Below are 24,433 nucleotides of genomic sequence, written 5' to 3' on the forward strand. Positions count from 1 at the left end.
GTGCACGGACCGGCACGTGCGCCGCTGGATTGCCGGAGACGTGCAATGGCCCTGGTCCCGCTACCTTCTGCCGCTTCAGGAAATCTTCGGCCGCGGCCCGGAGACCATGGGCTTCACCCCGCGCAAGTCATCACGCGTCCCGGCCCCGCCCCCGCCACGGCGGCCGACGCGCGTGAAGAATCAAGACCCGGTGCGACGACGGGAGTTCATCGCGGTCGGCCTCGCCGCCGCCCTCGGCCTCGACGCGATCCCCTCCGCCGGCCGCTTCGGCACCGCTGACGTCGAACGGATCCACGCGATCGTCCTCGCCCTGTACACCTACGACCACGCCCTCGGCGGCGGAGCCCTCCTCGAGGTCGCGGCGCAGGCCGTGCGGCAGGTCCATCACGGGCTCAACCACACTGCACCTACGGCGAGCGCGTCGAGCGCGCCATGTACGCGGCCGCGGGCGATCTCGCCGCGTCGGCGGGCTGGTTCGCATATGACGCCGGACGGCAGGAAGCCGCGACCGGCCTGTACAACGAGGCCCTCCAGGCGGGCATGCTCGCCGGTGACGGCCAGCTACAGGCACGCGTCTGGTCGAACCTGGCGATGCAGGCGCGCCTGTTGGACCGTGACCGGCAGGCGCTGCGGATCGGCCGTGCGGCCGTCGAGACCCGGCAAGCCAGGACCGATCCGTGGCTGATGGCACTGCTGCACTGCCGGCAGGCCGTCGGCCATGCCCGCGTCGGGGACCGGGTGCGCGCCGATCGGTCCCTGGCCCGCGCGGAGACGTCGTACGGGCGCACCCAGGGCGAACCCGCGGCGTGGCTGTCGTTCCTCACCCCGGCCGAACTCACCGGCCTCGCAGGGGTCGCGCACCAGGCGCTCGGGAAGTACGGACGGGCGGAGAACTCACCGCCGACGCGCTCGGCATGCTGGAGCCCCGCTTCGAACGCAACCGCGTCTACTACATGCTGCAGCGGGCTCAGGCCCTACTCGACGGCGGGGACGTCGAGCATGCCGCGGACGAGGTGGGGCAGGCGGCCACGATGGCGGAGCGGGTACACAGCGACCGGGTCCGAGGGCGGCTGTACGACCTGCGGCAGCAGATGCGCCGCTACGCGGGCAGTGTGCCCCAAGCGGCGGACTTCCTGGAACGAACACGGCAGACGGGAGTGTGAGGGCGTGGACGGGCTACGGCTGGAGCGCAGGGACGCGGCAGACCTCGGGGACATCCGGGCCCAACTGCTCGATGTGTACGCGGAGATCTACGCTGACCGGCTCGGCGAGGAGTTCCACAGCGTGGCCCGCTTTGACGAGCGGCTCAGTTGGAACACGGAGGTGCCCGGCTTCGCTGCGGTCGTCGGCTACCTCGACGAGGTGCCGGTCGGTTACGCGTACGGGTGCACCCTGCAGCCGGCCACCCGGTCGTGGGGCGGGCTGCGCACCCCGGTGCCAGACGGTGCGACCGAGGAGAGCGGCGCCCGTACATTCGCCCTGTCGGAGCTCATGGTGGTGGACAAGGTCCGCGGGACCGGGGTGGCGAAGCTGGTCCATGACGCGCTGCTGCACGGTCGGCCGGAGGAGCGGGTGACGCTGCTTGTCGAGCGGGCTCATCCGAAGGTGCGCGGCCTGTACGAGGGGTGGGGGTACGAGTGGTTCGGCGAAGTGCTGCCTTTCCAGGATGCGCCCCTGTACGACGCGATGGTGCTGCGCCGCACGGCCTGAACGTGGAACGGCCCCCGTCATCGATGACTGAGGCGGGGGCCGTGTAGAGAGTGCTCAGCCGCTCTGTGGGAACGGCGACAGCCGTGCCGGTTGCACGACTCTTGTAGGTCCGGCTGATTTCGGCTTGCTGCGCTTGAGATGCGGTCATTCCCTCCACCAGGGCTTCCCGCTTTTGGCGTATCTCGTCCGGGCTGCTGAAAGGGCGCTTCGACTCACGCATGCATCGGGTCCAGGCTGTGGCGCCGGCGGCCAGGCGCTCGTCCCGGAGAATCTCCGGCACATACAGGGGAGTCAGCCCCGTCACCGTCTTCTTGACACGGAACCAGGTCGGATAGTCGCCGTACAGCCGCTCCCGCGCTTCGGCGTGGCAGCCGCCGCGCGGGGTCCGGACCGTGCCGCCGGACGGCACCTCGGCGGAGATGGTGTCGTCGAAGTCGCCGTCGAGCGTACGCGAGTAGCGGATGCGCTCCTCTTCGGGGAGCTTGTTGGCGTAGGTGATGTTCGGGTGGCTGCGACGCGCCTCTTCGGCCGCGATGTCGAAGGGCCGCCCGTAGCCGCAGCGGCGAGCCCACTCGACGTCGTCCACCACATAGGCTCCGACCTTGCGTTCCGCGGCGCTTGCCACCGGCCCCGGCCAGTACGGGTAGCCCTGGCGGACCATGCACGCTTTGACGAGTACTTCCTCCGCGCGGTCGACCTCGATTTCCTCCACGGTCGTCAGATCTCTGACCGGCGCACCCGTCACGCCTGCCGCTGCCCGATTCTGCGTCTGTTCCCCATCATTCGAGCCTCGGTTCTCAGCTCCGCAGCCCACCACCAGGAAGGTGATGAAAGCCACGGAGAGAAGGACGGAGCATTTGTCCTTCACTTGGCACGTCCTTCTTCAGTGAGCACGGCTACGCCAGTCGTCGAACGCACGGAGTTCCGCAACTTTGTCGGGCCGGCATGCTGTTCTCCTCCGTTGAAGGTGTCATTGAGGTGCGTTGGCGGAGCCGACCGCAGCGGCCGGTGTCTCATCGAGACTGCGGGCTGGGTGTGGAGCCAGGCCACGGCTGAGGCGAAAGTGGCATCGTCGCGGGATGTCCCATCCGCTGACCTGCTGAAACGTGTCCGCCTGGTTCCACAGCAGGGCTGCTGCACCGGAGAACCGTGATCTAAGTGACGGGTGATGCAGAATCGCGCCGGGATACGGGGGGACTTCGGGCCACGCGGCCGGGAGCGGGGATGCCAAAGCGCGAGTGGGGGAGGGCCTATCGCGTTGGAAGGAGCTGCCTGGCGAACTGCATCCACAGGTAAGCCAGTTGGTCGTACGCATACGAAGCTCAAGGACCGCAGTGAACTGAGCACGCGGCAACTGGCCACGAAGAGCGGCTACAGCGCCAGGTCATGGCACCGCCTTTGAACGGCAGGTGGTTGCCGCCCGAAGAGGCTGTCCAGGCGCTGGCCCGCATTGGTGGCGATGATCCGTGACCTGTTCTGCCTTGCCATCGACGGCAGGCTAGCGTGAACCTGCCTGCTGGTAGAAGGAGAAGACTCCGTCACCGAAGTAGGGGCTGTAGGTGGTTCCTGCGCCGTAGGTGCTGGTCTGGCCCCTGAGGTACCAGATCGGAGGAAGAGTGGGGAACGGCCGGACTGTCCTGTACCACGGGCCGCCACTGGCCCCTGGGAGGAAGTCGCACTTCAGCGACCGCTCTGTGCGAGAGTCGAGCATCTTTGAGTATCCAGCGCAGTACCACTGCATGATCGGTTGCCCATTGAAGCGGCCTTCTTCCGGGTAACCGATGGCATCCACGAAGGCGTCCCCCAAGTTGCGTTGGACGTAGAAGGCGCCGAGGACGTCCTGGATTCCGCGGCCTGCGGGATCACGGGTCATGATGGCGGCGCCGAAGTCGAACTGCGTGATGTGCGGCTCCTCAGCCCACCGCCGCGGGACGAAGAGGTTACGGGGCGTCCATACGCCGAGAGGGGTGGTGCCCGCATAGGCGGCCGGAACGAAGGCGAAGTTGCGGACCGCCCCGCCGGACCGCCCGTCCGGGTAGAGACAGTGTGCGGCGGTGGACACCATGGACCGGTTCGACGCGTTTACCACCGAGCCGCTGCATTTGCTGTCCTGGCCGTTGGGGAGGGTGAAGAAGACCTTCCCGATGAACCTGTTCGGATTCGCTCCCGAGTACGGACCGAACACCGGGACCGCCTGGGAAACGGTCGGGTCATCCATGGTCGTGTTCGTGGCTTGACCTGTTGCGCCGGCGCCTGCGTCAGCCTTTGCCATCCGGGTGGGTGTCCAGTAGGAGCGAAGTGCCTCGCTCGGAGTACGCCCCAGTCGGGCGGCTTTTGCGGTCAAGAGCGGCTTGCCGGCGACGACTTCATATGAGGAATGCGTAACCGCCCGGTTCCCGGCTCCATCCGCGAAGGCGGGTGCCGCGGGAACCGGGAGGAGGAACCCCCGATCAGCATCAGACTCACCACGCTCAGCCGTGAGCGAGTGGCGCTCTTCGGGGTGTTCGTCTTGACTGCCGGGGCGGGGCGGTCCATCGGTTCTGGCATCACGGCTTCCTCATCGCTGCTGGAGAGGCCTGCTGCGCACGACAAGTGCAGCATCATCCCGGCCCTGGCCCCGGGTAAGGGCGCACGCCCCCGGCGCGCGGACGCCAGCCGCCGGTTGGTGTCACTCGGCCACGCGGACCGGTTCATCGCTGTCTTGGCCGCAATGGGCGTGCCGTGTGTTTGCCGGACCGTCCCGTCGCCGGCCGACAGGTGCGAATCGATCTGTGGGCACGTCGTCTCGTGTGCGGCAACGGCAGCTGTGGGTGTCGGACGTTCGCCGAGCAGATCCCGGACCTGACGCATCGACACGCACACCGCACGAATCCCCTCACCGCCCAGCTCACGGACATCGCCTTGCTCCTGGGCGGACGTGCCGGAGCCCATCCATGCGGACGCATGGCCGTCAACACCGGCAAGGACACCCTGCTCGGACTCCTTCGCGCGCTGCCCGTTCCGGCGGCGGAACTTGTCCCGTGTCTGGGCGTCGAGGAGTTCGCCATGTGCCGCGGATCGGGTTGTGGGCCGCTGGCTGACGATAGAACGCCACTGCTGTCTCGGTTGTGAGGTGGGCCTCGGTGAGGCGTCCCGCCCAGCGGCCTTGTCCAGGTTGTGTCAGGAAGCCTTGCTGGGTTGAAGGCTGTCCCACAACGCGAACGACCGGCGACCGACCGGTCCGGTCGGGTGAGCCAGCCGTGGCGCGCCCCGCAAGTCGCACGATGTATGGGCAGTATGAGGTGTCTCGAATACGTCGCCGAGCTGATACCCGTCGTTGCCCAGCACGAGCAGAATTGCCGGAGCTGCCGCTCGTCGCGCTGCGGCGAAGTCTCTTCAGGCCGACCTGGACGAGGGAGATTTGATGCCGAACGTCATCGCCGGGGCCGTGCGGTCGATGCCTGTGTTCCGTGACCGGGAGGTACTGCTCGCCGAGGTGGGCCGGCTCGGGTCGGGGCGCGCGTCGGACGCGGCGCGCGCGTCCCTCGCCGAGATCGAGCTGGCCGTGCAGGGCGCGGATGCCGATGCCCAGCGAGGCTCGTACGAGGCAGCCCTGTCGGGGTACCAACGGGCACGCGGGTTGGTCTATCGGCTGCTGCACCCTCCGTTCGACGTCTCGCAGTGGCTCCGGGATCGGTACGCCATCGGGCTGCCGACCGGTGTCGAAGTGGAGAAGGCGCTGCTCGTGACAGCCGCGCGAATGGTGCGGACCCTCCAGCCGGAATTCGCGGAGTCGCCCGCGCTGATCAAGGATGCCGTGGCGGCTCAGCTCGGCGAGGCGCTGGGCCGGTACACGGAGTCGGGATATCGCCGCGAGGCCACCGGGGACGTGCTGCTGGAGGCTGCCGCTCAGCAGGCGGTCACGCTGATCGCCGACGGCAAGCCCGAGCAGGCGGTGTCCGTGACCGAGCGGGCGCTGCGTGAGGCGTCCGGGCACAGCACGACGCCGCACGCGCTGTCGAGCACGTACCTGAACCTCGCCGCCGCGCTGCTCCAGGGCGGCGACCCCGACAAGGCCCGGCAGATCGCGGCCGAGGCGGCCGACGGTTTCGGCTCCGAGGGCGACCAGGTCGGCCTGGTGCAGGCCTTGCACACACAGGCCGTAGGCGCGACCGCAGTCGGTGACACCGGCGCCGCCCGAGAACTGTTCGCGCGGATCGACGCCGTGCTTCAGGAGCAGCACCGTGAGCGTGCAGCGGTCCACGGCGAAGCGGGTTCCGACGGACATCACCCGACGGGCGAGGCGGGCGGCGTCGAGGCGCGGACCGCGGTGCGCAGTGTCACCGGGGACCTGACGGAGCTGCGGCTGGGCGCGGACGCGGCGAGGCCCGCGTTCGCCGTACGGCCCGGCTCCGACCGGGCCGATGTGGTTCCCACGGCGCTGATCGGGCGCAACGGCCGCGCGCCCGAGGTGCTCGACCCCGCCCGTTCGCACGACGTACACACCCTCGCGCTGCGGCTGCCCGGCCGCGTCGATGGGTGGCAGGTCATTCCCGCGGCGAGCCGGGCCGAGCACGAGGTCGCCTCGCAGCCGTGGAAGGTCGCCGTCCCGGTGGGACAGGGGCTGGCCGAGTTCTCCGTGGGCGTCGACACCGACGAGATCGCCACCCGGCTCACCGAGCTGGTCTACGAGCCACGGGCGGGCGCCGCCGACCTTTTTGCTCTGCGCCTGGTGGCCGCCGACGCGGCCAGCACCGCCGCCTACCTCACCCATCTCTACTGCTACGCGCTGCCGATGCGTTGCGCGGACGTCGAGCACGCCCTCGGCCGGTACCGGCAGGCGGAGGAGGGCTATCTGGCGGCCGCCGCCTACAGCTACCTCAACCCCGACACCGAGGCGCTCGCCCTCTGGGTGCGCCTCGCCCGCAACGCACTGGAGTGGGGCCACACCTGTTACCGGGCCGAGGACTTCGACGGCGCCAAGGCGCAGTACGGCAAGCTGGTCACCGAGGACTCCACGGTGCCCGGCGCCTCACCGCTCTACACCGTCGCGGGCCTGACCGCCCCCGCCGACCTTGCGCGCGACATCATCGGACACCTGGGCGACCGGCCGCTGCCCGAGATGCAGTCCGAGATCACGCAATACCTGCTCGGCGCCCTGTCCTACCTGGGCCAACTGGCGGGCGGACTGGATTTCTACGGTCTGCTGCTCTCGCCCATCCACACCTTCGAGTACCTCCAGAGCGTCGCCCGCGGCTTCGCCCAGGAGGCCGTCCAGGCCGAGCGGGAGTACGTCAACTTCCGCAGCCGGGAGCAGATCGAGGCGGCCAGCCGGCGGGACCTGGAGACCACCAGGGCGATGGCGCGCGCCGAGGCGCAGGGTCGCCAGGAGCAGTACCGCGCCGCCGAGGCCGACAGGACAGCGGCGCAGCGCGCACTCGATCTGGCGATCCGGCGTCGCGACGACGCCGTCGCACAGCGCGATGACTACGCCGCCGCCAGCTGGACCCAGATCTGGTCGCAGGCCGCCGCCACCGCCCAGGGCATGGGCTCGGACTCGTGGTTCAACGAGATCAGCGAACTGGCCGACAAGCTCGACCGCGGCGAGTCGATCAGCGGCCCGCGCGGCAAACTCGCGGCGGCCTACACCTTCCAGGCCGGCCGCCGCAATCGTGAGTACGAGCTGGCCAAGATGGACGACGGAATCGCCGAGCTGAACGCCGCGATCCCGGTCGCCCAGGCCCAGGTCGACTCGGCGCGGCATGTGGCGAGGGCGGCCGAGATCGCCTGGCAGGCGGCGCTGCAACGGGCGCAGCTGGCCGACGCGGCGCTGGCTGCCTTCGACGCCAATGAATTCACCCCCGAGGCCTGGTCCGCGATGGCGGACGTCATGCGTGACATCTCCCGGGACTACCTGTGGCGGGCGATCCGGATCGCCAAACTGATGGAACGCGCCTACAACTTCGAGCACGACACCGCGCTGCTCGTCATCAAGGACCAGTACGGATTCGCCGTGGCCAACGCGGCCGGTGCCGACGCGGTCCTCCTCGGCGGCGACGGGCTGCTCGCCGACATCGACTCCTTCACCTACACGGCCATCACCACCACACGGCGCAAGCGCAGCCGGATCAAGGACGTCATCTCGCTGGCCGCCGAGTACCCGGCGCACTTCGAGCAGTTCCGGCGCACCGGCCTGCTCTCCTTCGAATCCGACCTGTACGAGTTCGACCGGCTGCACCCGGGCTTCCACCAGCAGCGGATCGAGGCGGTGGAGCTGGAGTTCGTCGGCCTCGTACCGGAAGAGGGACTCAACGGCACCTTCTCCGCGGGCGGGGTGACCCGCTACCGGCAACGCGACGGCGGCACCGGCGCGCGCGTGCACGCGGTCGACACCATGGCCCTGTCGGACTTCGAGCTGCGCAACGACCTGTTCGTGTACGGCGCGGACACCGGCGTACGCGGTCTGTTCCAGGGCCTGGGGCTGGGCACCACCTGGGAGCTGCGGCTGCCGCGGCGCAGCAACAACTTCGACTTCGCGCGGATCGTCGACGTCCACCTCGTGGTGTACTACACGGCTGAATTCGACCCCGGGCTGCGGGACGCGGTGCTGGCCGCGCCGGCCCGCCCCGGCGAGTTGTCGGCCGTACGCACCGTCAACCTGCGCTACGACGCACCGGATGCCTGGTACGGCTTCTACCGCGGCGCTGCCGTGGACTTCACGCTCGACCCGGTCCGGATGCCCGCCAACCAGCGTGAGTTCACCACCGCGTCGGTACAGCTCCGGGTACAGCCGCGCCCCGGTGTCGACCCGGCGGCGATGACGCTGAAGGTGACGGCCCCCGGGCAGCCCCCGGTCGACGTGACCACCGATACGGCAGGAGCTGTCGACCTGACAGCCGCCCTGCCCGCGCTCGTCGGGACCAGCCCGCTCGGCACCTGGCGGCTGGAGCTGACCGGAGGCCCGTCGGTGACCGAGGACGGCGTCGTCCGGCCGGACCGGCTGGTGTCCGCGCAGATCGGCCTCGAATACTCCTTCACCTACCCCGCGGAGGCCTGAGGTGCGAGGCGACTCCGGCCTCGGGCAGGTGGCGCTCCCCGCCGCGGGAGGCGGAGTGGCACCGCTCGGCGACCGCTTCCAGCCCGATCTCGTCCGCGGCAGCGGGAGCTACGCGGTGTCGCTGCCCTGCCCGAAAGGGCCGAACGACCTGCGACCGACGCCGTCACTGACGTACTCGACCGGCTCCGGCAACGGACCGTTCGGACTCGGCTGGCGGCTGGAACCCCTGCGCATCGAGCGCCGTACCGACCGCGGGCGGCCCGCCTACACCGACAGCGACGAGTTCACCCTCGGCGGCGCGGACGTCCTGGTCCACGTCGGCGGCGGGGTGTACCGCCCGCGCACCGACACGCAGCACTGGCGGATCGAGCGGCTCCCGGGCGCCGACCCCACGCGCGGCTGGCGGATCCAGGACGGCCGGGGCCGCGCCCAGTTGCTCGGCACGTCCGAGGCGTCACGGGAGACCGGCCCGGGCGGCGAGGTGTTCGGCTGGTGGCTGGCCGAGGAGTCCGACCCGGCCGGCAACGCCGTGCACTACGACTACCTGCGCAACGGGCAGCGGCTGTATCCGGCGGCCCTGCGCTGGTCGGTGTGGACCCTGGAACTGGCCTACGAGCCGCGCCCGGACGTGCTGCGCTCGGCCCGCGCGGGCTTCCTGCGGACCACCGGGCTGCGCACCCGCACCATCGCCCTGCACTGCACCCGCTCCACCGATGCCCAGCCCCTGCGCACCTGGCGGCTGGAGTACGCCGAGGCCGCGAACGGAGCATCCCTGCTCCACCGCATCGAACTGTCCGCGGGCGAGGGCGCCGAGCGGATCGCGCACCCCCCGCTCACCTTCGACTACGCACCCTTCGACACCGCCGACGCATCCGTGGACCGGATCGGGGCCCTACTGCCGCCGCCTCCGGTCGGCGACCCGGGCACCCAGTTCGTCGATCTCGACGGCGACGGACTGCCGGATGTGCTCCAGCTCGCCGACGGGATTGCACGGCGCTGGCACAACAACGGCGACGGGGCGTTCGAAGGCCCCTACCGGCTGACCGTGCTGCCCTCCCTCGTCTCCCTGACCCGCAGCAATGTGGCACTGGCCGATCTCGACGGCGACGGCCGCGCGGACCTGTTCGCCGTCGACCAGCCCACTTCGCTGACCTTCCGGGCCGACGGACACGGCGGCTTCGAGGACCTGCCACAGACCTTCGCGCAGCGCCCCTCCCTACGGCTGGCCGACCCCGCGACCCGGCTCACCGACCTCGACGGCGACGGAGTCACCGACCTGCTGTGGACCGGCCCGGACGCCTTCGTCGCCTTTCGGCACGAGCAGGGCCAGGGCTGGCGGGAACCGGCGGTCATCCCACGGGTGCGCGACCTCGACGCCTTCCCCGATGTCCGCTTCGGCGAGCGCGGGGTACGGCTGGCGGATCTGACCGGCGACGGCCTGCAGGACATCGTGCTGCTGCGCAGCGGCCAGGCGTCGTACTGGCCGGCACTCGGCGACGGCCGCTACGGCCCTCAGATCTCCCTGGCCGGTGCGCCCGTGCTGCCCCCGGGCTACCGGGAGGAGCAGCTGCACCTCGTCGACGTCGACGGCGACGGCTGCGCGGACGTCGTCTACTTCGGCGACGAGGGGACCACGGTCTGGCTGAACCGGTGCGGCAACGGGTTCGCGCCCCCGACGACCGTGCCCATCGGACCGCCGCCGGGCCGCCGGGTCGTGGCCGCCGACCTGTACGGGGACGGGCGCCCGGGATTCGTCTGGGACGGCGGCACCGCGACCGGGGACAGCGGCTACCGGGTCCTGCGGTTCGCCGCCGCGAGCCCGGCACCGTATCTCATGACGCACGTGGACAACGGCATGGGCGGCCGCTCCCGGATGCGGTACGACAGCACCACCGCGATGCGGCGACGGGACGAGGCGGACGGACACCCGTGGAGCGGGGCGCTGCCCCTCGTCATCCACGTCCTGACCGCACTGGAGCACGAGGACCACGTCACCGGCCGGGTGACCGCCACCGCCTTCCGCTACCACGACGGCGTCTGGGACGGGCCGAACCGGGAGTTCCGCGGCTTCCGTTCGGTCACCGTGGACGGCGGTGACCCTGCGCTGCCGGTACGCCAGCAGGTCAGCTTCTTCCAGGGCGACCCGGACGAGCCGGACCTCGTCGAGCGCGCCAGACAACGGGCCCTCGCCGGCAGCCCGGTCGGCACCGCGAGCCTCGAACGCAACGGTGCCGGATGGCGGACGCTCCAGCGCTCGGCCCAACGCTGGGACGCCCGGCTCGAACACGACGGCGGCGCGTCCGGAAGCGTCTGGTTCCCGTTCGCGGCCGAGATCGAGACCCGGGAAACGGGCACCCCGGACCGAGTCGAGCGCACCACCTACGGGGCCCCCGACCCCTACGGCAATGTGACGTCACAGGTGAGGGAGAGCTTCGCCGACGGCGCCGCCCAGAGCGAGTGGCTGCGCACCGAGGAACGTACGGAATGGGTGGCGGCCCCGGCCGACCCCACCATCGGCCGCTGGCTCGTGCACCTCCCGGCCCGGGTGACGGCCGTGGCCGGCGACGGCAGACCCTTCGCCTGCCGGGTCACCCGCTACGACGGGCCCGACTTCGAGGGACTGCCCGTCGGTCAGGCCGACGCCGGACTGCTCACGGCCACCTGGGAGGCCAGGCTGCTGGACTCCCGCACCCCTGCGGACCACTTCGGCGCCACTGATCCAGCCGCCTTGGGCTATGAACGGATGGAGGGACCCGCGCCGGGGTGGTACGCGCGCGCCGAGGCAGTGCGCCGCGACGCCCGGGGCAACCCCGTGGAGATGCGCGATCCGACGGGCGCCGCCACCCGTACGACGTACGACGCGGACGGAGTGTTTCCGCAGGCCACCACGGACGCGGCCGGACGCACCTCGACGACCGCCTTCGATCTGCGCTCCTGCGAGCCTTCGCGCACCGTCCTGCCCGGCGGCCGCACGAGCCGTTCGGAGTTCGACCTCCTGGGCCGGCTGATCGCGGTGTACGAGTCGCCGTCCGGTCCGGCCGGTACGGAGCAGCTGACGAAGGCATGGGCGCTGGACACCGCGACCGTGCCCGGATCGATCACTTCCTACGCACCGGCCGCGGCGGGGGCGCAGCGCGCCCAGCTGCTGGCAGCCGACCCGATGACGCTGCCGGAGACGGCCGGGGTCTCGGTGGCCCGGGTCTTCCACGACGGCTTCGGCAACCCGCTCGTCACCGCGAGCACCGTGCCCGGCCCGCCCGGCGCCCCGTCCCGCGCCGCACTCACCGACCGGGTCGTCATGGACGGCCGCTCGCTGATCGTGGCCCGGCTCGCCCCCGCCTTCGCCACGGACCTGAGCTGGCCCGGCGTCCCGTCACCCGAGCAGCTCGCCCACCCGTCCACGCAACACACGCGGTACGACTCCGCCGGGCTGGTGACCTCGGTGACGGACCCCGGCGGGGCGGAGTTCACCGCCGAGCGTGCCCCGTTCACCATCGCGCACCGGGAGGGCGGGCAGCTGACCCGCACCGAGCGGTACGACGCCCGCGGCCGGCTGACCGCGGTGCTGGAGCAGGTGGGTGACGGCACGGTGGCCGAGCACCACTACGCACTCGACCCCGACGGCCGTGTGGCGGTGCTGCGCGACGGCACCGGGGCGGAGGTGGCCGGCTGGGTGCACGCGGGGCCGTCCGAGCCGGTACGGATCAGCCACCGCGACGCGGGCACCCGCCGCTACCTCCGGGACGCGGCCGGGCGGCTGGTGCGTCAGACCGGCGCGGACGGCGCTGAACTGCGGTACACCTTCGACGTGCTGGGCCGGGTCACGGCCGTGGACCACGCCCCGGCCGAAGGCGGAACGCCCGTGCGGGTGCGCGAGGTCGTGTACGACGCCGACCCCGACCCCGCCCACCCGTCCGCCGGACGCTTCCTCGACGGGCGGGTCGCGGTACTGCGCGAGGGGCCTGCCGGATCGGCCGTCACCTTCCGCTACGCCTATGACACCGCGGGGCGCCCCGTGGCGGAGGAACAGACCGTCGACGGCGAGACGCTGACCCTGCGCCGCGAGTACGACCTCCAGGGCCGGCTGGTCGCGCTGACCTATCCGGACGGCGCGCGGATCGGCTACCGGCTGCACGCGTGCGGTGCCGTCCTCGCCGTCGAAGGGTTCGCCGACCACGCGGAGTACGCGGCCGACGGTGCGCTGCTGGCGTACCGGCTGCCCGGCGGGGCCCGCGTGGAAACCCCGCGCGACCCGCTCTCCGGTCGCCTGACCGCGGTCCGCGCCGTCCCGGCAGGTGGCGCTCCGGTACAGCGCGCGCTGGAGTACACGTACGACGCGCACGGCAGCATCACCGGGATGCTGGACACCGCGCCGGGCGGCACGGAATTCAGCGAGTTCCGCTACGACGGACTGCACCGGCTCGTCGCCGCCATGGTGCGTGCCGGGGGTCCGGGCGGCGCGCCGGTACGGCAGCACGCGTACACGTTCGACCTCACCGGGAACCTGCGCACGTTCGGCGACGCGGGCGGGGCCACGCTCGACTACACGGACCCCTCCCACCCCGGGCGGATCACCTCGGTCCGGCGGACCGGCGCGCTCGCCGCACCCGTCACGTACGGCTCCCGCGGCGAGGTGACCACGCACGGCGCGCTGAGCGGACTGCGCCTTGACGCCTTCGACCGGCTGGAGCAGGCCGAGACCGTGCTGCCCGGCGGCGGGGGGACGGCGACCGTCGGCTTCCGGTACGACCCGCAGGGCCGCCGTGTGCTCAAGGAGGTGCGCGACGGGGCGGGGGCGCTCACCGCGCGGACCCGTTACCTGGCTGGGCTGTGGGAGCAGTCCGCGCAAGGCACCGTCCGGCATGTGTTCCTCGGCACCCAACTGCTGGCCGGAGTCGAAACATCCGCAGGCGGAGCGGCGACCACCCGATTCCATCTGTGCGACCACCACGGGACCGTGGTGGCGACCCTGGACGCCGCCGGAGCCGTCCTCGCCTGGCAGCGGTACGCGCCGTTCGGTGCGGCGCTCGCGGCCGGCCCGAGCCCCGGCGGCGCAGGCCGCTACCTGGGCCGCGAGCCCGATGTGGAGCTGGCGCTGCTCCAGCTCGGTGCGCGCTGGTACGACCCGGCACTCGGGCGTTTCCTGTCCGCGGACTGGTATGTGCTGGAGCATCCGGGCAAGGTGGTGCGGCTGCCGCAAGGCTTCGCCGTGTACGCCTACGCGCTGAACAACCCGCTCTCCTTCAAGGATCCGTCCGGTCTCTGGTTCGGGATCGACGACCTGATCGTGGCCGCGGTCGGCTTCGCCGTCGGCTTTGTCACCGGACTGGTCTACGGCCTGGTGAACGGTCAGGGCTGGGGCAGCCTGATGACCGCCCTCGAGACCGGGCTGACCACGGCCGCCGGTGCCTGGCTGGGCTGGACCGTCGCAGGCCCGTTCGGACTCGCGATGGGCGGGATGAACGGACTGATCTGCGGCCTGCACGGGGTCTACGACTGGTCCAGCCCGTCCGGGTGGCTCGCCTTCCTGTCCGACTCCACCTGGAGCCTGATCGGCACCTCGCTGGGCAACGTCGTGCACGTGATCAATCTGTTCTACAAGGACGCGAACTACCGCGAGGACCTCAGCCGACGCCAGAACCGCAACGTGTACGAAGGCGGCTTCGCGCTGAAGAAGGACTTCGCCTTCACCCAGGGCAACGTCATCTCCAACGCGGGGCAGGGCGGCAAGGGCGTCAACGCGTCGTTCATCGCCAACCACGAGGAACTGCACATCACGCAGCAGCGGATCTTCGGCCCGCTGTTCCAAGCCACCTACGTCGTGTGGGCCGTCGGCGGTGTGATCGTCGGCAGCGTCGTCTGGCTCTGGCACACGGACACCCGTGCCTCTGGCCTCGGGAGCCTCATCGAGACGGCGGCCTACTACGACAATCCCTTCGAGTACTGGGCGTACAAGAACGACAACAATTGGCCGCCGGCCGGCGCCAACCCGATTCTCACTTACTGAGTGTTCCCTCATGAGGTCGCTGTTGGGAGGGGCAGCCCGCTCGGCCAGTCGTGCGAACGTTCCCCCGTCGAGAGGCACGGACAGCGGCTGGTCAGTGCCCGGAATGTTCGGCGTCCTCGGCCCGGACGCACGATTCTCGCCCGTCTTCGACTACGGAACGTCCCTGACGCTCACGGACGAATCAGGCAACCGGTTCGCCCGCAGCGCCTGGGCACCTGCCACACGGATCATCGCGCTGTCGCTTGTGCTTACGGGAATCTCCGAATCCCGGTGGGGATACGTCGACCTCGAGCAGGAAGGCATCTCGTCAGGACGGGAGTTGTTCTACCAGGTGGAGATGGGCGCCGACCTGCAGCCCTGGCTGAACCTCTGCGCCCGTCCGGAACCGCTGCACCTGCTCGAAGGGCCGATGGCTGAGCTGCGGTCCAGGCTGTCCGCCGCCGTGACCGTGGCCCCGGCGCAATCCCCACCGCACGGCACCCACGATTGGATGATCTTCCCGGCACCATGGAACAAATACCGGACGACTTCCACAACCACACCTACGTCCACGGAACGGCGTCGCCCAACACGACCGCCGGCACCCCCCGTGGCGATTCCCTTCCCGCACTCCGCCTTCGACGTCATGTACGCGAAACCCGGGCGGTCGGATGTCGTCGCCAGGGTCAAGTGCCGCAGCCCTCGCGCTGTCACGACATGCCTGCGCGCTCACTACCTCGTCCTCGACGCCTCCGGCAGGCTTCACCTGTCGTCCGGGTTCCCGGCGTACGTGGAGGCGGCGGATCAGGACGCGCTGTGGCGGACAGCGGGCAGCGTACTCAGAATCCCGATGCGTCACGGGTCCGAGCTGCGGGACTGGTCACGCGACCCGTACTCGGGACACCACTGAGCGGCCGTCTCCTGGCAGGAGCCCGGGCGGCGCGCGCTGGTTGCTGAATCGCCACGTTGCTCGCTCGCCCCCGAGGCCCTGAAGCAGCGGGCAAGTCGTCGCCCAGCAACTCCAAGCAAAATGAGATGAAGGATGGCCTCAGGTCGAACGAGGATCGCACGGTACTCTCCGACGAAAGGGCAGCTATGGGCGACAGTCCCCCGAGGGAGCTCATCTCGCTCGCTGATGACGAGGGCAACAGTGTCTCGGTCAACGTTCTGGGACGTAGCCCCAGGTGGACCGCAGGGCTCGACGCGGAGATCGTCGTCAAGACGCCCTTCGTGTCCGGCCGTATCGACCTGGCGCTGTACGTGGCGAGGCTGGAGAGCTGGGCCGACGCGCTGGACCGGCTTGACGCCGGCGAAGACGTGGCCTGGATGGAGATGAGCAGAGGGCCCTCCATCTTCATCCAGCTCACGAGCGAGCGTGACTGCCCGGAGGTGGTCGTGGAGGACGAGTCCGGGTCCATGGTCACCGTGCGGGTCCCGCTCGTCCCGCCGGACGATTGGATTGCTGACCACCGCCAGCGGCTGCGCCAGGTGATGGATCACTGGGTTCCGATGCTGTCAGGTTAGGCAGACAAGTCGCCGCCAGCAGATGAGGACGCATCCGAGCGTCAGGAAGGCTTTGTGTATGTCGTCGCGGATCTCCCAGCGGATCGTCACAGGGGGCGTCAGGGATTGATGCATCATGCGAAGCCTGGCTCGGGCTGTCGAAGGCCCATCTCCATCTTCATCTCGAAGGCGCGATGCGCCCCGCCACGCTCGCGGAACTATCGGGCGAGTACGGCGAACAGCCGCTGGGCTCAGGCGGCTTCAAGTCGTTCGAGGACTCCATGTCCATGTATTGCGTAGCTGCCCGGTTGGTGCGCAACGGCCCACGGGAGAACTACGTCCACGTGTGCTGCGCGGGGGTGCCGGGGCGGGCGCTCAGCATCCAGTTCGTGACGCCACGGCGTATTTCCTGCATGGACAACCGCGCTTGACACAGTGCCTGATCCAACATGCGGTCCCCGTGCCCAGGGAGGGTGAAACGCCCATTCCGGCATGGGCGGCATACTGCGAGCGCGGTCGCATGCACCAGGGCGCTTTGCACAGCCTCAATGCCGACTACCAACGGCTATGCAGACGACCGGGAGCGTTCAGGACGACGTGGGCTCGTATGAGGGGGAGCCGGATCGGGCCCCTGCAGGGCGAGGCTCCGGAATTCGGGTCAGGGCAGCGAGGCGCTGCTGAAGGCGGGGGTGACGGAACTGGTAGACGGGGCCGACCTGAACGCAGCACGCCCAAGCGGGGCGCATCGGAGAGGAACGCCTGCAGCCGCCAAGGCAGCCTTCCCCCTGCCGCCAGCACGACCCTGGTCGCGGCGTAGTAGGGCCACGCGTAGGCAGAGAACGCCAGCACAAGCCCGGTGAAGCCCAAGGGCCCAATGGAGGTCAGCAGTTGCAGCAGTTGGGGGATCCCTGCGCCCAGATCCGCGTTGAGCTCGGTGATGGGAGCGACCACGAGCATCACCCCCATGACGGCGTGGGCGAGTGCGATCCGGCGGTCGGCCGTGAGCGAGAGGCCGGGGGGCGTGTGCTCGTGATGAGACGCGGATTCTCTGACCCAGCTCAGCGCGGCTTGAGCCACATTCCATGCCTGCGCCAAAGGCAAGGCCTAGCACCCAGGCGGTGGTCGGAGTACGGCTGAGGTAGCCGGTACCGGCGATCGCGCTCAGGGTGGTCGCGCCGGGGCAGCACCGTGTTCTGCAGGGGTTGTAGCTTGTGCAGATGAGCGATCAACTCTTGGCTGAAGGGTGTTTCGGCGGCCACGACCGGAAATCCAGTGGCAGTTGGACAGCATCGCCCCCGTCTGTATGGCGGACGGAGGGGGCGCTCGCCCTTCGGGCGCCTTTGAAGGGCCTCTGTGCCTCCGAAGCGTGTGTGCTCTCCCATGCCGGGATCATGCCGGAATGCATCGCACTGAAGGCGAACATACCGTGACATCATGCGCGCCTTCAGTAAGAAAGCCAGACAGGGTTCGGAGGCTCACAGGACGCTAGACCAGTGGAGGAGGCATGTGCGGATCCTGCACGTCGCGCATGAGCGGGCCGGTGCATCGTTCGAGAGCCGTGGCCGAGTGCTGGGCGCCTCCTCGGTGACCCTTTCGGCTGTGGTGGGCACAGCGATCTTCGCGACAATCGACACGTCGCCGGCCCTTGGCCTGCAAATCCTGGCCGGGCTGCTCAGTGTGCTTGCTGCGGTGTTGGCCGCGCTTCATGCCTTCCAGAACTATGCCGTGGTGGTTGAGCAGCACAGGCGAGCGGCCCTGGCCTACGGGCGCCTCCGCCGAAGCATGGAGGTCGAATTGGCGGATCAGTCATTGGTCAACGGCGAGGTGCTGAGTCGGTTCGCCAGTGAGCTGGATGAGTTGCGTCAGGCGGCTCCTGCACTGCCGTAGAAGGTCCATGACCGTGCTGCGAGGCAGGTTGACGCAGTGGAAGGCCCGCCCTCAGCGACGGCGAAGGAAGCAGGTCGTGAATCTTCTGGGCTCGCGAGCGGCGAACAGGCGGTCGTGACTTGAATCGGCAGCGCCCTGTGGTGGTGTGACGGCGCCGGTCCGGGCCACTGGCTCAAGCGTGAGGCTGACGCTTCTGGGACTACCCATCCGGGCCCGATCAGGGCCGGGCGCTTCCCCGTGTATTTAACGCAGCCACGCGCAGGAACCCGGTGACAGCCGGACAGCGCCGGACGCTGCGCGCGGCGCAGAGTGAGGGTTCGGCGCGCTTCTGTGCGTGTCTGATCGGGCTCTGACCAGCACAAAAGGACCTCCCAAGTGGAGGGCGGAGACTTGCGCCCCCGGTCCACGATTCAGCCGTTACCGACACGGCAGGACTCGAACCTGTGGCCAAACGCCTGAGCGCGGTCAGTCGGCTCTATTGGACTGGCACGCACTCATCGACGATCACGGTCGGTTCCGAGAGGGAGGCATCCCGGGTGACGGGGCCATAAGCGATGTTGAACGGGTCGAGCCAGTACGACCAGCCGCGGATTCCCAGGGCGCTGCTGAACCGGTAGTTCAACTGCCAGCGAACCCACTGACCGGGAAGCAGCCGTACTGGGGGCGGCCTGCGCGGCCGAGGTGGCAGCCCGAAGAGCGGTTCCACACGAGCGAGCACTCGGAGCCGGTCACCCTCGTTGCGCACGCTGGCACCGATCTCGCGAACGTCTTCCTGGCTCGAACGCGTTTTCTGCGGGCAGCGGCCTCCCCGCCCCGAGAGTGCTTCGTCCAGGACGTCTTGTTCCACTGCACCGTGATGTCCACTGCAACCTGCCCTTCGCCGAGAGCCTACGGCCAGCCGTTGCTTGTCCTCGCTCAGGTTCCGGCGTAGCTGGGTAGCCGTGGACCGGGAAAGCGCCGCAACCCTCTACCGGCAGGCCGCCGGACACGGCCACACCCACCCCCTGATCCGCCTGGCCGAGATTCGGGAAGTGGCCGGGGACCGGCAGGGCGCTGAAGCTCTCCACCGCCAAACCGCCGACCGAGGCGACACTGGCGCCCTGTGCCGCTTGGCCGAGATCCGAGAGGAGTTCGGGGCCTGGCAGGCGCCGAAGCCTTGGTCGGGCAGGTCGTCGACCACGGCAGCATCCACGCACTGGACTGCCGCGTGCGTGAGATCTCCGCACTCCTCTCACGCGCACGTCGAGAGACTAAACGCCTCAGCCATACCAGGGGGAGCCCAGCTCAGCGCCTTGTTTAACAGCCTTTGCAGGGTGTTGCACAAGGCTGGGTGAGGGCGTGGCGGCGGGTGAGGGCTGGCGTGGTGGTTGGCGTCTCCGTCGGCCCGCCGAGGTCAGAGCTGGAACTCCGTGGGGGACAGCCCCAGGGCCGCGCATGCTTCCCGCAGGACCAACTGCTCGGCCTGCGAGAAGTGCCCGTCGGCCCCGGCGATGACCATGCCGGTCTGGACGACCGCCCGGGCCTCGGTCGGCTTCTTGGCGGCCTTGGCGATGTCCTGCAGCGCCTCGGCCTTGCCCTGCGCGAAGTTCCGGGTGAGCTGGCCGACATGCTTGTGGAAGCGCTCGCGCAGCTGCTCCGGGGGGAAGTTCTGGAGCACCTCGTTGCCGAGGATCATCGACTCCATCTGCTGGATCTCGCTCGCGTCCACCTGGCCGTCGGCCGCCGCGACCAGCGCGCACATCGCCATGCTCGCGTCCCGGTAGGCACCGCTCTTCAGCTCGGTCTTGATCGAGCCGAGCTGGGTCTTGAGCAGACCCACGAGCTGCGCGCGGGAGCCACCGCGCGAGCCGCCGTGCGGGGCACCACTGTGCCCGCCGCGCGCGCCCTGCCCGCCCTGCGCCTGCTGCTGCAAGCTCTTGGCCTGGTCCTTGAGCCGGTCGAACAGTGCCATCGATGTCACCTCGGTGCTCGAACTGTGTGATCTCTCCCCGTGAACGCCCCGCATCCGGCAAAGGTGCCACCACACCGGCGGCCGGGCGCCCGGCGGCATACGCGGCTGTCCATGCCAGGCGCCGCCGGACTGGCTGCGCTTGCCTCCCCGCCGACCTCCCGGTCTTGGACCTGGAGGACTTCTACCCGGTACCTGCACCGTCACCCCGGTCTTACGCCAGCAGTGCGGCCGAGCACTCCTCGGTGAGGTCCTCGGCATACGGCGGCAGGGGCTCGCTGGCGCGCAGGTGACGACGGACCACGGACAACGGCAGGTCGACCAGGGCGAGGGCCACGCGCTCACGGCCTTGCTCGTCCGTGGCGCCGAGGGCCTCGGCGAGCGCCCCCAGGGAGGCGAATACCCGCTCGTTGCCCAGGTCGGCGCGCCGGATGTGTTCCTCGGACCAGTTCGCACGGCCGAAGTCGGCGGCGCCGTAGAGGAGGAGTGCGGCCTCGTCCGGGTTGGCCCGGCTCCAGCCCACCACGTGCCGGGCGGCCGCGCGCGCCGCCTGGTGGGGGTCGCTCTGCCGGACGAGGACGGCGTGGTAGCCGTCCTGGAAGCGTTCCACGGTCCGCAGCCACACCTCCGCCAGGAGCGCCGTACGTCCGGCGAAGCGGTGGTAGACGGAGCCGCTGGGAGCGCCGACGGCGTGGGCGACCGCCGACATGGTGACAGCGGCCGGTCCGCCGGCGGCGGAGAGGCGGACGGCCGCGTCGAGGAGCTGGTCGGCGTCGAAGCGGGGTGGTCTCACCATGAATCAGAGAGTACTCTCCATTTAATTGGAGGGAAGTCTCCAATACGATGGAGGAGGAGCACCATGGCCGTCTGCAACGTGCACGAGCGCCTGCTGGCCGCGGACGAGAGCGAGCTGGGAGCACTCATCGACACCCTGGCGAGCGGGGACCGCGACCTGCTGTGGCCGGGCCGAGACTGGTCGCCGATGGAATTTGACCGGCCACTGGGCCCCGGCGCAGTGGGCGGCCACGGGCCGGTGGGGTACACGGTGTCCGGGTACGTTCCCGGGCGCTGGATCCGCTTCGAGTTCACCCGGCCGCGGGGCTTCCACGGCTTCCACGAGCTGGCCGTGCTGCCAGCCGGCCCGGGGCATGCCCGGATCAACCACACCTTGACCATGTCCGCCAGGGGCCTGGCCCGGATCACCTGGCCGCTGGCGTTCCGCCCCCTGCACGACGCCTGCCTGGAGGACGCCTTCGACCGGGCCGAACGGGCCTGCACGGGCACCGTCGCCCGCCCGGCCCGCTGGTCGCCGTACGTGCGCGTCCTGCAGGCCCTGGCCGCCCGCGCGATGCGGAAGAGGCTTTAGCCGACGATCCGATCCCGGCGCGGGCTGGGCGCCCGTCATCCGGCGGGCCGAGCGTGGGCTCGACAAGGTCTGGCCCGCCACCCCGCGCCGTACCGGCAGGAGAACCTCGGCGACTTGTGCTGGAAGGGCGGCGGCTGGGGGCAGCTGGCGCGGTGGGCTCAGCAGGTGCGGGTTTCGCCATGTGATCGGTGAGCGGTTGTCTGCCGAGGTGCGTTCATGCGTGGCGTTGTGCCTGACGTCAGCCATCGACGCCCGGCCAAGGTGAGGGCAGACATGACGACGTCGACCTGACCTTCTCGGGCGCCGCTTTCACAGGAGCCACACCGCGCAAGGGGCGGCCGCCCTACTCAAGCGGCACAGCTGGAGCTGCCAGGTCCCCGCCCGGCGGGCGGTCGAGCAGGACGAGAAGGTGGTGGCCTGCTGGGTGAAGGAGACGTGGCCGCAGGTGGAAGGCGGCCATCGACGCCTGGCTCGTCGTCGAGGACGAAACCGAATTTCTCGATGACACCGCCGAGCCCCCGCACCTGGTCCCGATGGCGGCCACACCCCTGTGGTCCGCGTGCGGGGCCACTCCCGCCGCCGCTTATTCGTGGCCGCCCTGGATTGCTTGCTCCAAGGCGGTGAGTCCTCGCGGCTGATGTACAGACCCTGCCCGGACGCCCGCCCCGATGGGCGCTAAAGCTGCTCCTGGAAGGACTATCGCGACCTGATCCAGACAGCCCACCAGCAGCTTGGCGGTCCGATTGTGCTGGTCTGGGACAACCTGAAGTGCGCCACGAGGCGTTACGGAATCGAGTGGAGGTGAAAGGACTCCACCGTCGGGCGGTCGCAGCCGCCCGGTGAAGCTGGGGGCAGTCGCCATGTGGGAACGCAGGTGGCGGCGGAAAGCAGCCCCGACAACGTACGGGACGGGTCGGCACTGTCAGACGGTCCGGGTCCGGCAAGCAGCGAGGAGAAGGTGTACGCGAGGAACCGCCGTCTGACGCCCCGTAAGTGTCCCGCTCGGCTCAAACCTGACGGATATGGGCCGGGTTGCAGCGCATGAACTGTCGCTCGTCTGGGTGGAGTTCAACTCCGAAGCCGGTTTTTAGGTCCGGTGGGGAGGCCATGCCGAAAGCCTGCGGCGTAGGCATGGCGAGGCTGTCGGGGTAGAGGTGGACACCTCCCTCCTTGATCGATTCTGTGGTGAACGTGGGAACCGCCTGCGGTCGCCCTTCCCGCCGGACAGCCAGTTCGGAGGCGGGCAGGTCCGTTGCCAACTGATGGCCGTTGGGCGGGGCGGAGGTCTCGTAGTAGTCCGAGCGCGCGAGAGGCGCGTACATGGCGAAGGAGACCAGCAAGTCAGCAGTGGACGTACTGGAAAATCAGGAGGCTGTCGCCGGTGAATACCGACGAACTTGACTCTGTTCTGTTCGGAGCGGAGCGCAGGGTACTGAAGATCCAGGCCAAGCTGCACTGTTGGGCCCGTGATGACCCTCATCGCAGGTTCGATGATCTGTTCAACCTCGTTGCCGATCCCGCGTTCCTTCTGATCGCGTGGGACCGGGTGCGGGGCAACAAGGGAGCGCGCACGGCCGGAGTGGACGGGCGCACGGCCCGTTCCATCGAGGCCGGGCAGGGCGTCGTGGATTTCCTCGACGGGCTGCGGTCGCAAGTCAAGGACCGCAGTTTCTGCCCGCTGCCGGTGCGGGAACGGATGATCCCGAAAGCGGGCGGCAAATTGCGCCGCCTGGGGATCGCCACCATTGCCGACCGAGTGGTGCAGGCTTCCTTGAAGCTGGTGCTGGAGCCGATCTTCGAAGCGGATTTCTACCCGTGCTCCTACGGGTTCCGCCCGAATCGTCGTGCTCACGACGCCGTGGCTGAAGTGCGCTACTTCGCGTCCCGCTCCTACGAGTGGGTCGTCGAGGGCGACATCACGGCATGCTTCGACGAGATCTCCCATCCGGCCCTGATGGACCGGGTGCGGGAACGAATCGGAGACAAGCGCGTCCTGGCACTGGTGCAGGCGTTCCTCAAAGCAGGCATCCTCGGCGAGGACCGCATGCTGCGAGACAACAGTGCCGGAACCCCGCAGGGTTCGATCCTTTCGCCGCTGCTGAGCAACGTGGCCCTGACGGTCCTGGACGAGCACATCGCCCAAGGCCCCGGCGGACCCGCCTCAAGCCAGACGGAGAGGGCCAAGCGCCGTCGTCACCGCCTGCCCAACTACCGGCTCGTCCGCTACGCGGACGACTGGTGCTTGATGGTGTCGGGCACGAACGACGACGCCGAAGCCCTCCGGGAAGAGATCGCAGACGTCCTGTCCGGGATGGGCCTGCGCCTGTCACCGGAGAAGACCCTGATCACCCACATCGACAAGGGCCTCGATCTTCTCGGCTGGCGCATCCAGCGCCACCGAAAGCGAGGCAGCAACCGGCAGTACATCTACACCTATCCATCCGGGAAGGCCGTCAAGGCCATGACCGGCAAGGTCAGGACGATGTGCCGGAGAACGGACACGAGCCAGCCGCTCGACGCCCTGCTGCGTCAGCTCAACCCGGCGCTCAAGGGCTGGTGCGTCTACTTCCGGCCCGGCGTGTCCAGCGCGACCTTCGCCTACCTGAGCTACTACACGTGGCGCCAGGTCGGGAGCTGGCTGCGCCGCAAACACCGCCGGTCCACCTGGAAAGACCTCCGCCGCCGCTACTGCGACGTCGGATGGTGGCCGGCCTCGGAGGAAAGGCCGCTGTTCAACCCCGCGAAGGTAACCACCACGCGTTACCGCTACCGGGGAACAGTCATCCCGACTCCATGGCCCGGCCTGGAATGAGGACAACACACGTGCTCTGAACAGGACTTGTGGAGCGCCCGGTGCTCGGAAACGGGCACGCCGGGTGCGGGAAGCGGTCTGGGGAAACGGGTCGGTCGACAAGACCGGAACCGCGCCCCGGATCGACTTCACCACCCGCCTCACCGCTGGCATGCGCCGCTACAACGCCGACCGAGACTGGCTCA

Annotated in this window: 13 protein-coding genes and 2 pseudogenes; 9 read left to right on the plus strand and 6 right to left on the minus strand. The window is 69.6% G+C overall.

Features of this window, described 5'->3' with window-relative positions; translation table 11 throughout:
* Positions 1-130 precede the first annotated feature (130 nt).
* Complete coding sequence (locus tag STRCI_RS42210) at positions 131-400, minus strand: hypothetical protein (RefSeq protein WP_269664290.1); 270 nt, start codon at positions 398-400, stop codon at positions 131-133.
* Between the two features lie 32 nt (positions 401-432).
* Between STRCI_RS42210 and STRCI_RS42215 the strand changes: the two genes are divergently transcribed.
* Positions 433-1,710, plus strand: a complete 1,278-nt coding sequence (locus STRCI_RS42215; RefSeq protein ID WP_269664291.1) for an NsdA family TPR-like regulatory protein — start codon at positions 433-435, stop codon at positions 1,708-1,710.
* 1,498 nt (positions 1,711-3,208) lie between these two features.
* On the opposite strand, the gene STRCI_RS42220 is transcribed toward STRCI_RS42215, so the two are convergent.
* Complete coding sequence (locus tag STRCI_RS42220) at positions 3,209-3,928, minus strand: trypsin-like serine peptidase (protein WP_269664292.1); 720 nt, start codon at positions 3,926-3,928, stop codon at positions 3,209-3,211.
* 1,185 nt (positions 3,929-5,113) lie between these two features.
* Here STRCI_RS42220 and STRCI_RS42225 point away from each other — a divergent pair.
* The 5 genes from STRCI_RS42225 (at position 5,114) to STRCI_RS42250 (ending at position 18,122) form a co-directional block, all read left to right on the plus strand.
* Positions 5,114-8,746, plus strand: coding sequence for a Tc toxin subunit A-related protein (locus STRCI_RS42225; protein ID WP_269664293.1), 3,633 nt, complete (start codon positions 5,114-5,116; stop codon positions 8,744-8,746).
* Between the two features lies 1 nt (position 8,747).
* On the plus strand, positions 8,748-14,753 hold the full coding sequence (locus STRCI_RS42230; RefSeq protein ID WP_269664294.1) for a toxin TcdB middle/N-terminal domain-containing protein: 6,006 nt from the start codon (positions 8,748-8,750) through the stop codon (positions 14,751-14,753).
* A 103-nt stretch (positions 14,754-14,856) separates the two neighbouring features.
* Complete coding sequence (locus tag STRCI_RS42235) at positions 14,857-15,642, plus strand: hypothetical protein (protein ID WP_269664295.1); 786 nt, start codon at positions 14,857-14,859, stop codon at positions 15,640-15,642.
* Positions 15,643-15,767: 125 nt separating this feature from the next.
* Positions 15,768-16,256 carry a DUF5959 family protein gene (locus STRCI_RS42240; RefSeq protein WP_269664296.1) on the plus strand — a complete coding sequence of 163 codons (489 nt, stop codon included), beginning with the start codon at positions 15,768-15,770 and terminating at the stop codon, positions 16,254-16,256.
* A 1,413-nt stretch (positions 16,257-17,669) separates the two neighbouring features.
* The gene (locus STRCI_RS42250) at positions 17,670-18,122 is read left to right on the plus strand and encodes an SLATT domain-containing protein (RefSeq protein ID WP_269664297.1); all 453 of its coding nucleotides are present in this window, start codon (positions 17,670-17,672) and stop codon (positions 18,120-18,122) included.
* A gap of 475 nt (positions 18,123-18,597) precedes the next feature.
* On the opposite strand, the pseudogene STRCI_RS43635 reads toward STRCI_RS42250, so the two are convergent.
* The 3 genes and pseudogenes from STRCI_RS43635 to STRCI_RS42260 form a co-directional block, all read right to left on the minus strand.
* A pseudogene (locus STRCI_RS43635) lies at positions 18,598-18,986 on the minus strand (hypothetical protein).
* A gap of 529 nt (positions 18,987-19,515) precedes the next feature.
* On the minus strand, positions 19,516-20,073 hold the full coding sequence (locus STRCI_RS42255; protein WP_269664298.1) for a tellurite resistance TerB family protein: 558 nt from the start codon (positions 20,071-20,073) through the stop codon (positions 19,516-19,518).
* A 211-nt stretch (positions 20,074-20,284) separates the two neighbouring features.
* Complete coding sequence (locus STRCI_RS42260; RefSeq protein ID WP_269664299.1) at positions 20,285-20,866, minus strand: TetR/AcrR family transcriptional regulator; 582 nt, start codon at positions 20,864-20,866, stop codon at positions 20,285-20,287.
* A 63-nt stretch (positions 20,867-20,929) separates the two neighbouring features.
* Here STRCI_RS42260 and STRCI_RS42265 point away from each other — a divergent pair, with 63 nt between their 5' ends.
* Both STRCI_RS42265 and STRCI_RS42270 read left to right on the plus strand, forming a co-directional pair.
* The gene (locus STRCI_RS42265) at positions 20,930-21,436 is read left to right on the plus strand and encodes an SRPBCC family protein (protein WP_269664300.1); all 507 of its coding nucleotides are present in this window, start codon (positions 20,930-20,932) and stop codon (positions 21,434-21,436) included.
* A 304-nt stretch (positions 21,437-21,740) separates the two neighbouring features.
* A pseudogene (locus STRCI_RS42270) lies at positions 21,741-21,941 on the plus strand (winged helix-turn-helix domain-containing protein); the annotation flags it as partial.
* A gap of 502 nt (positions 21,942-22,443) precedes the next feature.
* Here the strand turns inward: STRCI_RS42270 and STRCI_RS42275 are convergent.
* Positions 22,444-22,776: a hypothetical protein gene (locus tag STRCI_RS42275; RefSeq protein ID WP_269664301.1), complete on the minus strand. Its 333-nt coding sequence runs from the start codon at positions 22,774-22,776 to the stop codon at positions 22,444-22,446.
* Between the two features lie 41 nt (positions 22,777-22,817).
* On the opposite strand from STRCI_RS42275, the gene ltrA reads away from it, so the two are divergent.
* Positions 22,818-24,248, plus strand: coding sequence for a group II intron reverse transcriptase/maturase (gene ltrA / locus STRCI_RS42280; RefSeq protein WP_269664302.1), 1,431 nt, complete (start codon positions 22,818-22,820; stop codon positions 24,246-24,248).
* Positions 24,249-24,433 lie beyond the last annotated feature (185 nt).

The sequence above is a fragment of the Streptomyces cinnabarinus genome, from assembly GCF_027270315.1.
Classification (GTDB): domain Bacteria; phylum Actinomycetota; class Actinomycetes; order Streptomycetales; family Streptomycetaceae; genus Streptomyces; species Streptomyces cinnabarinus.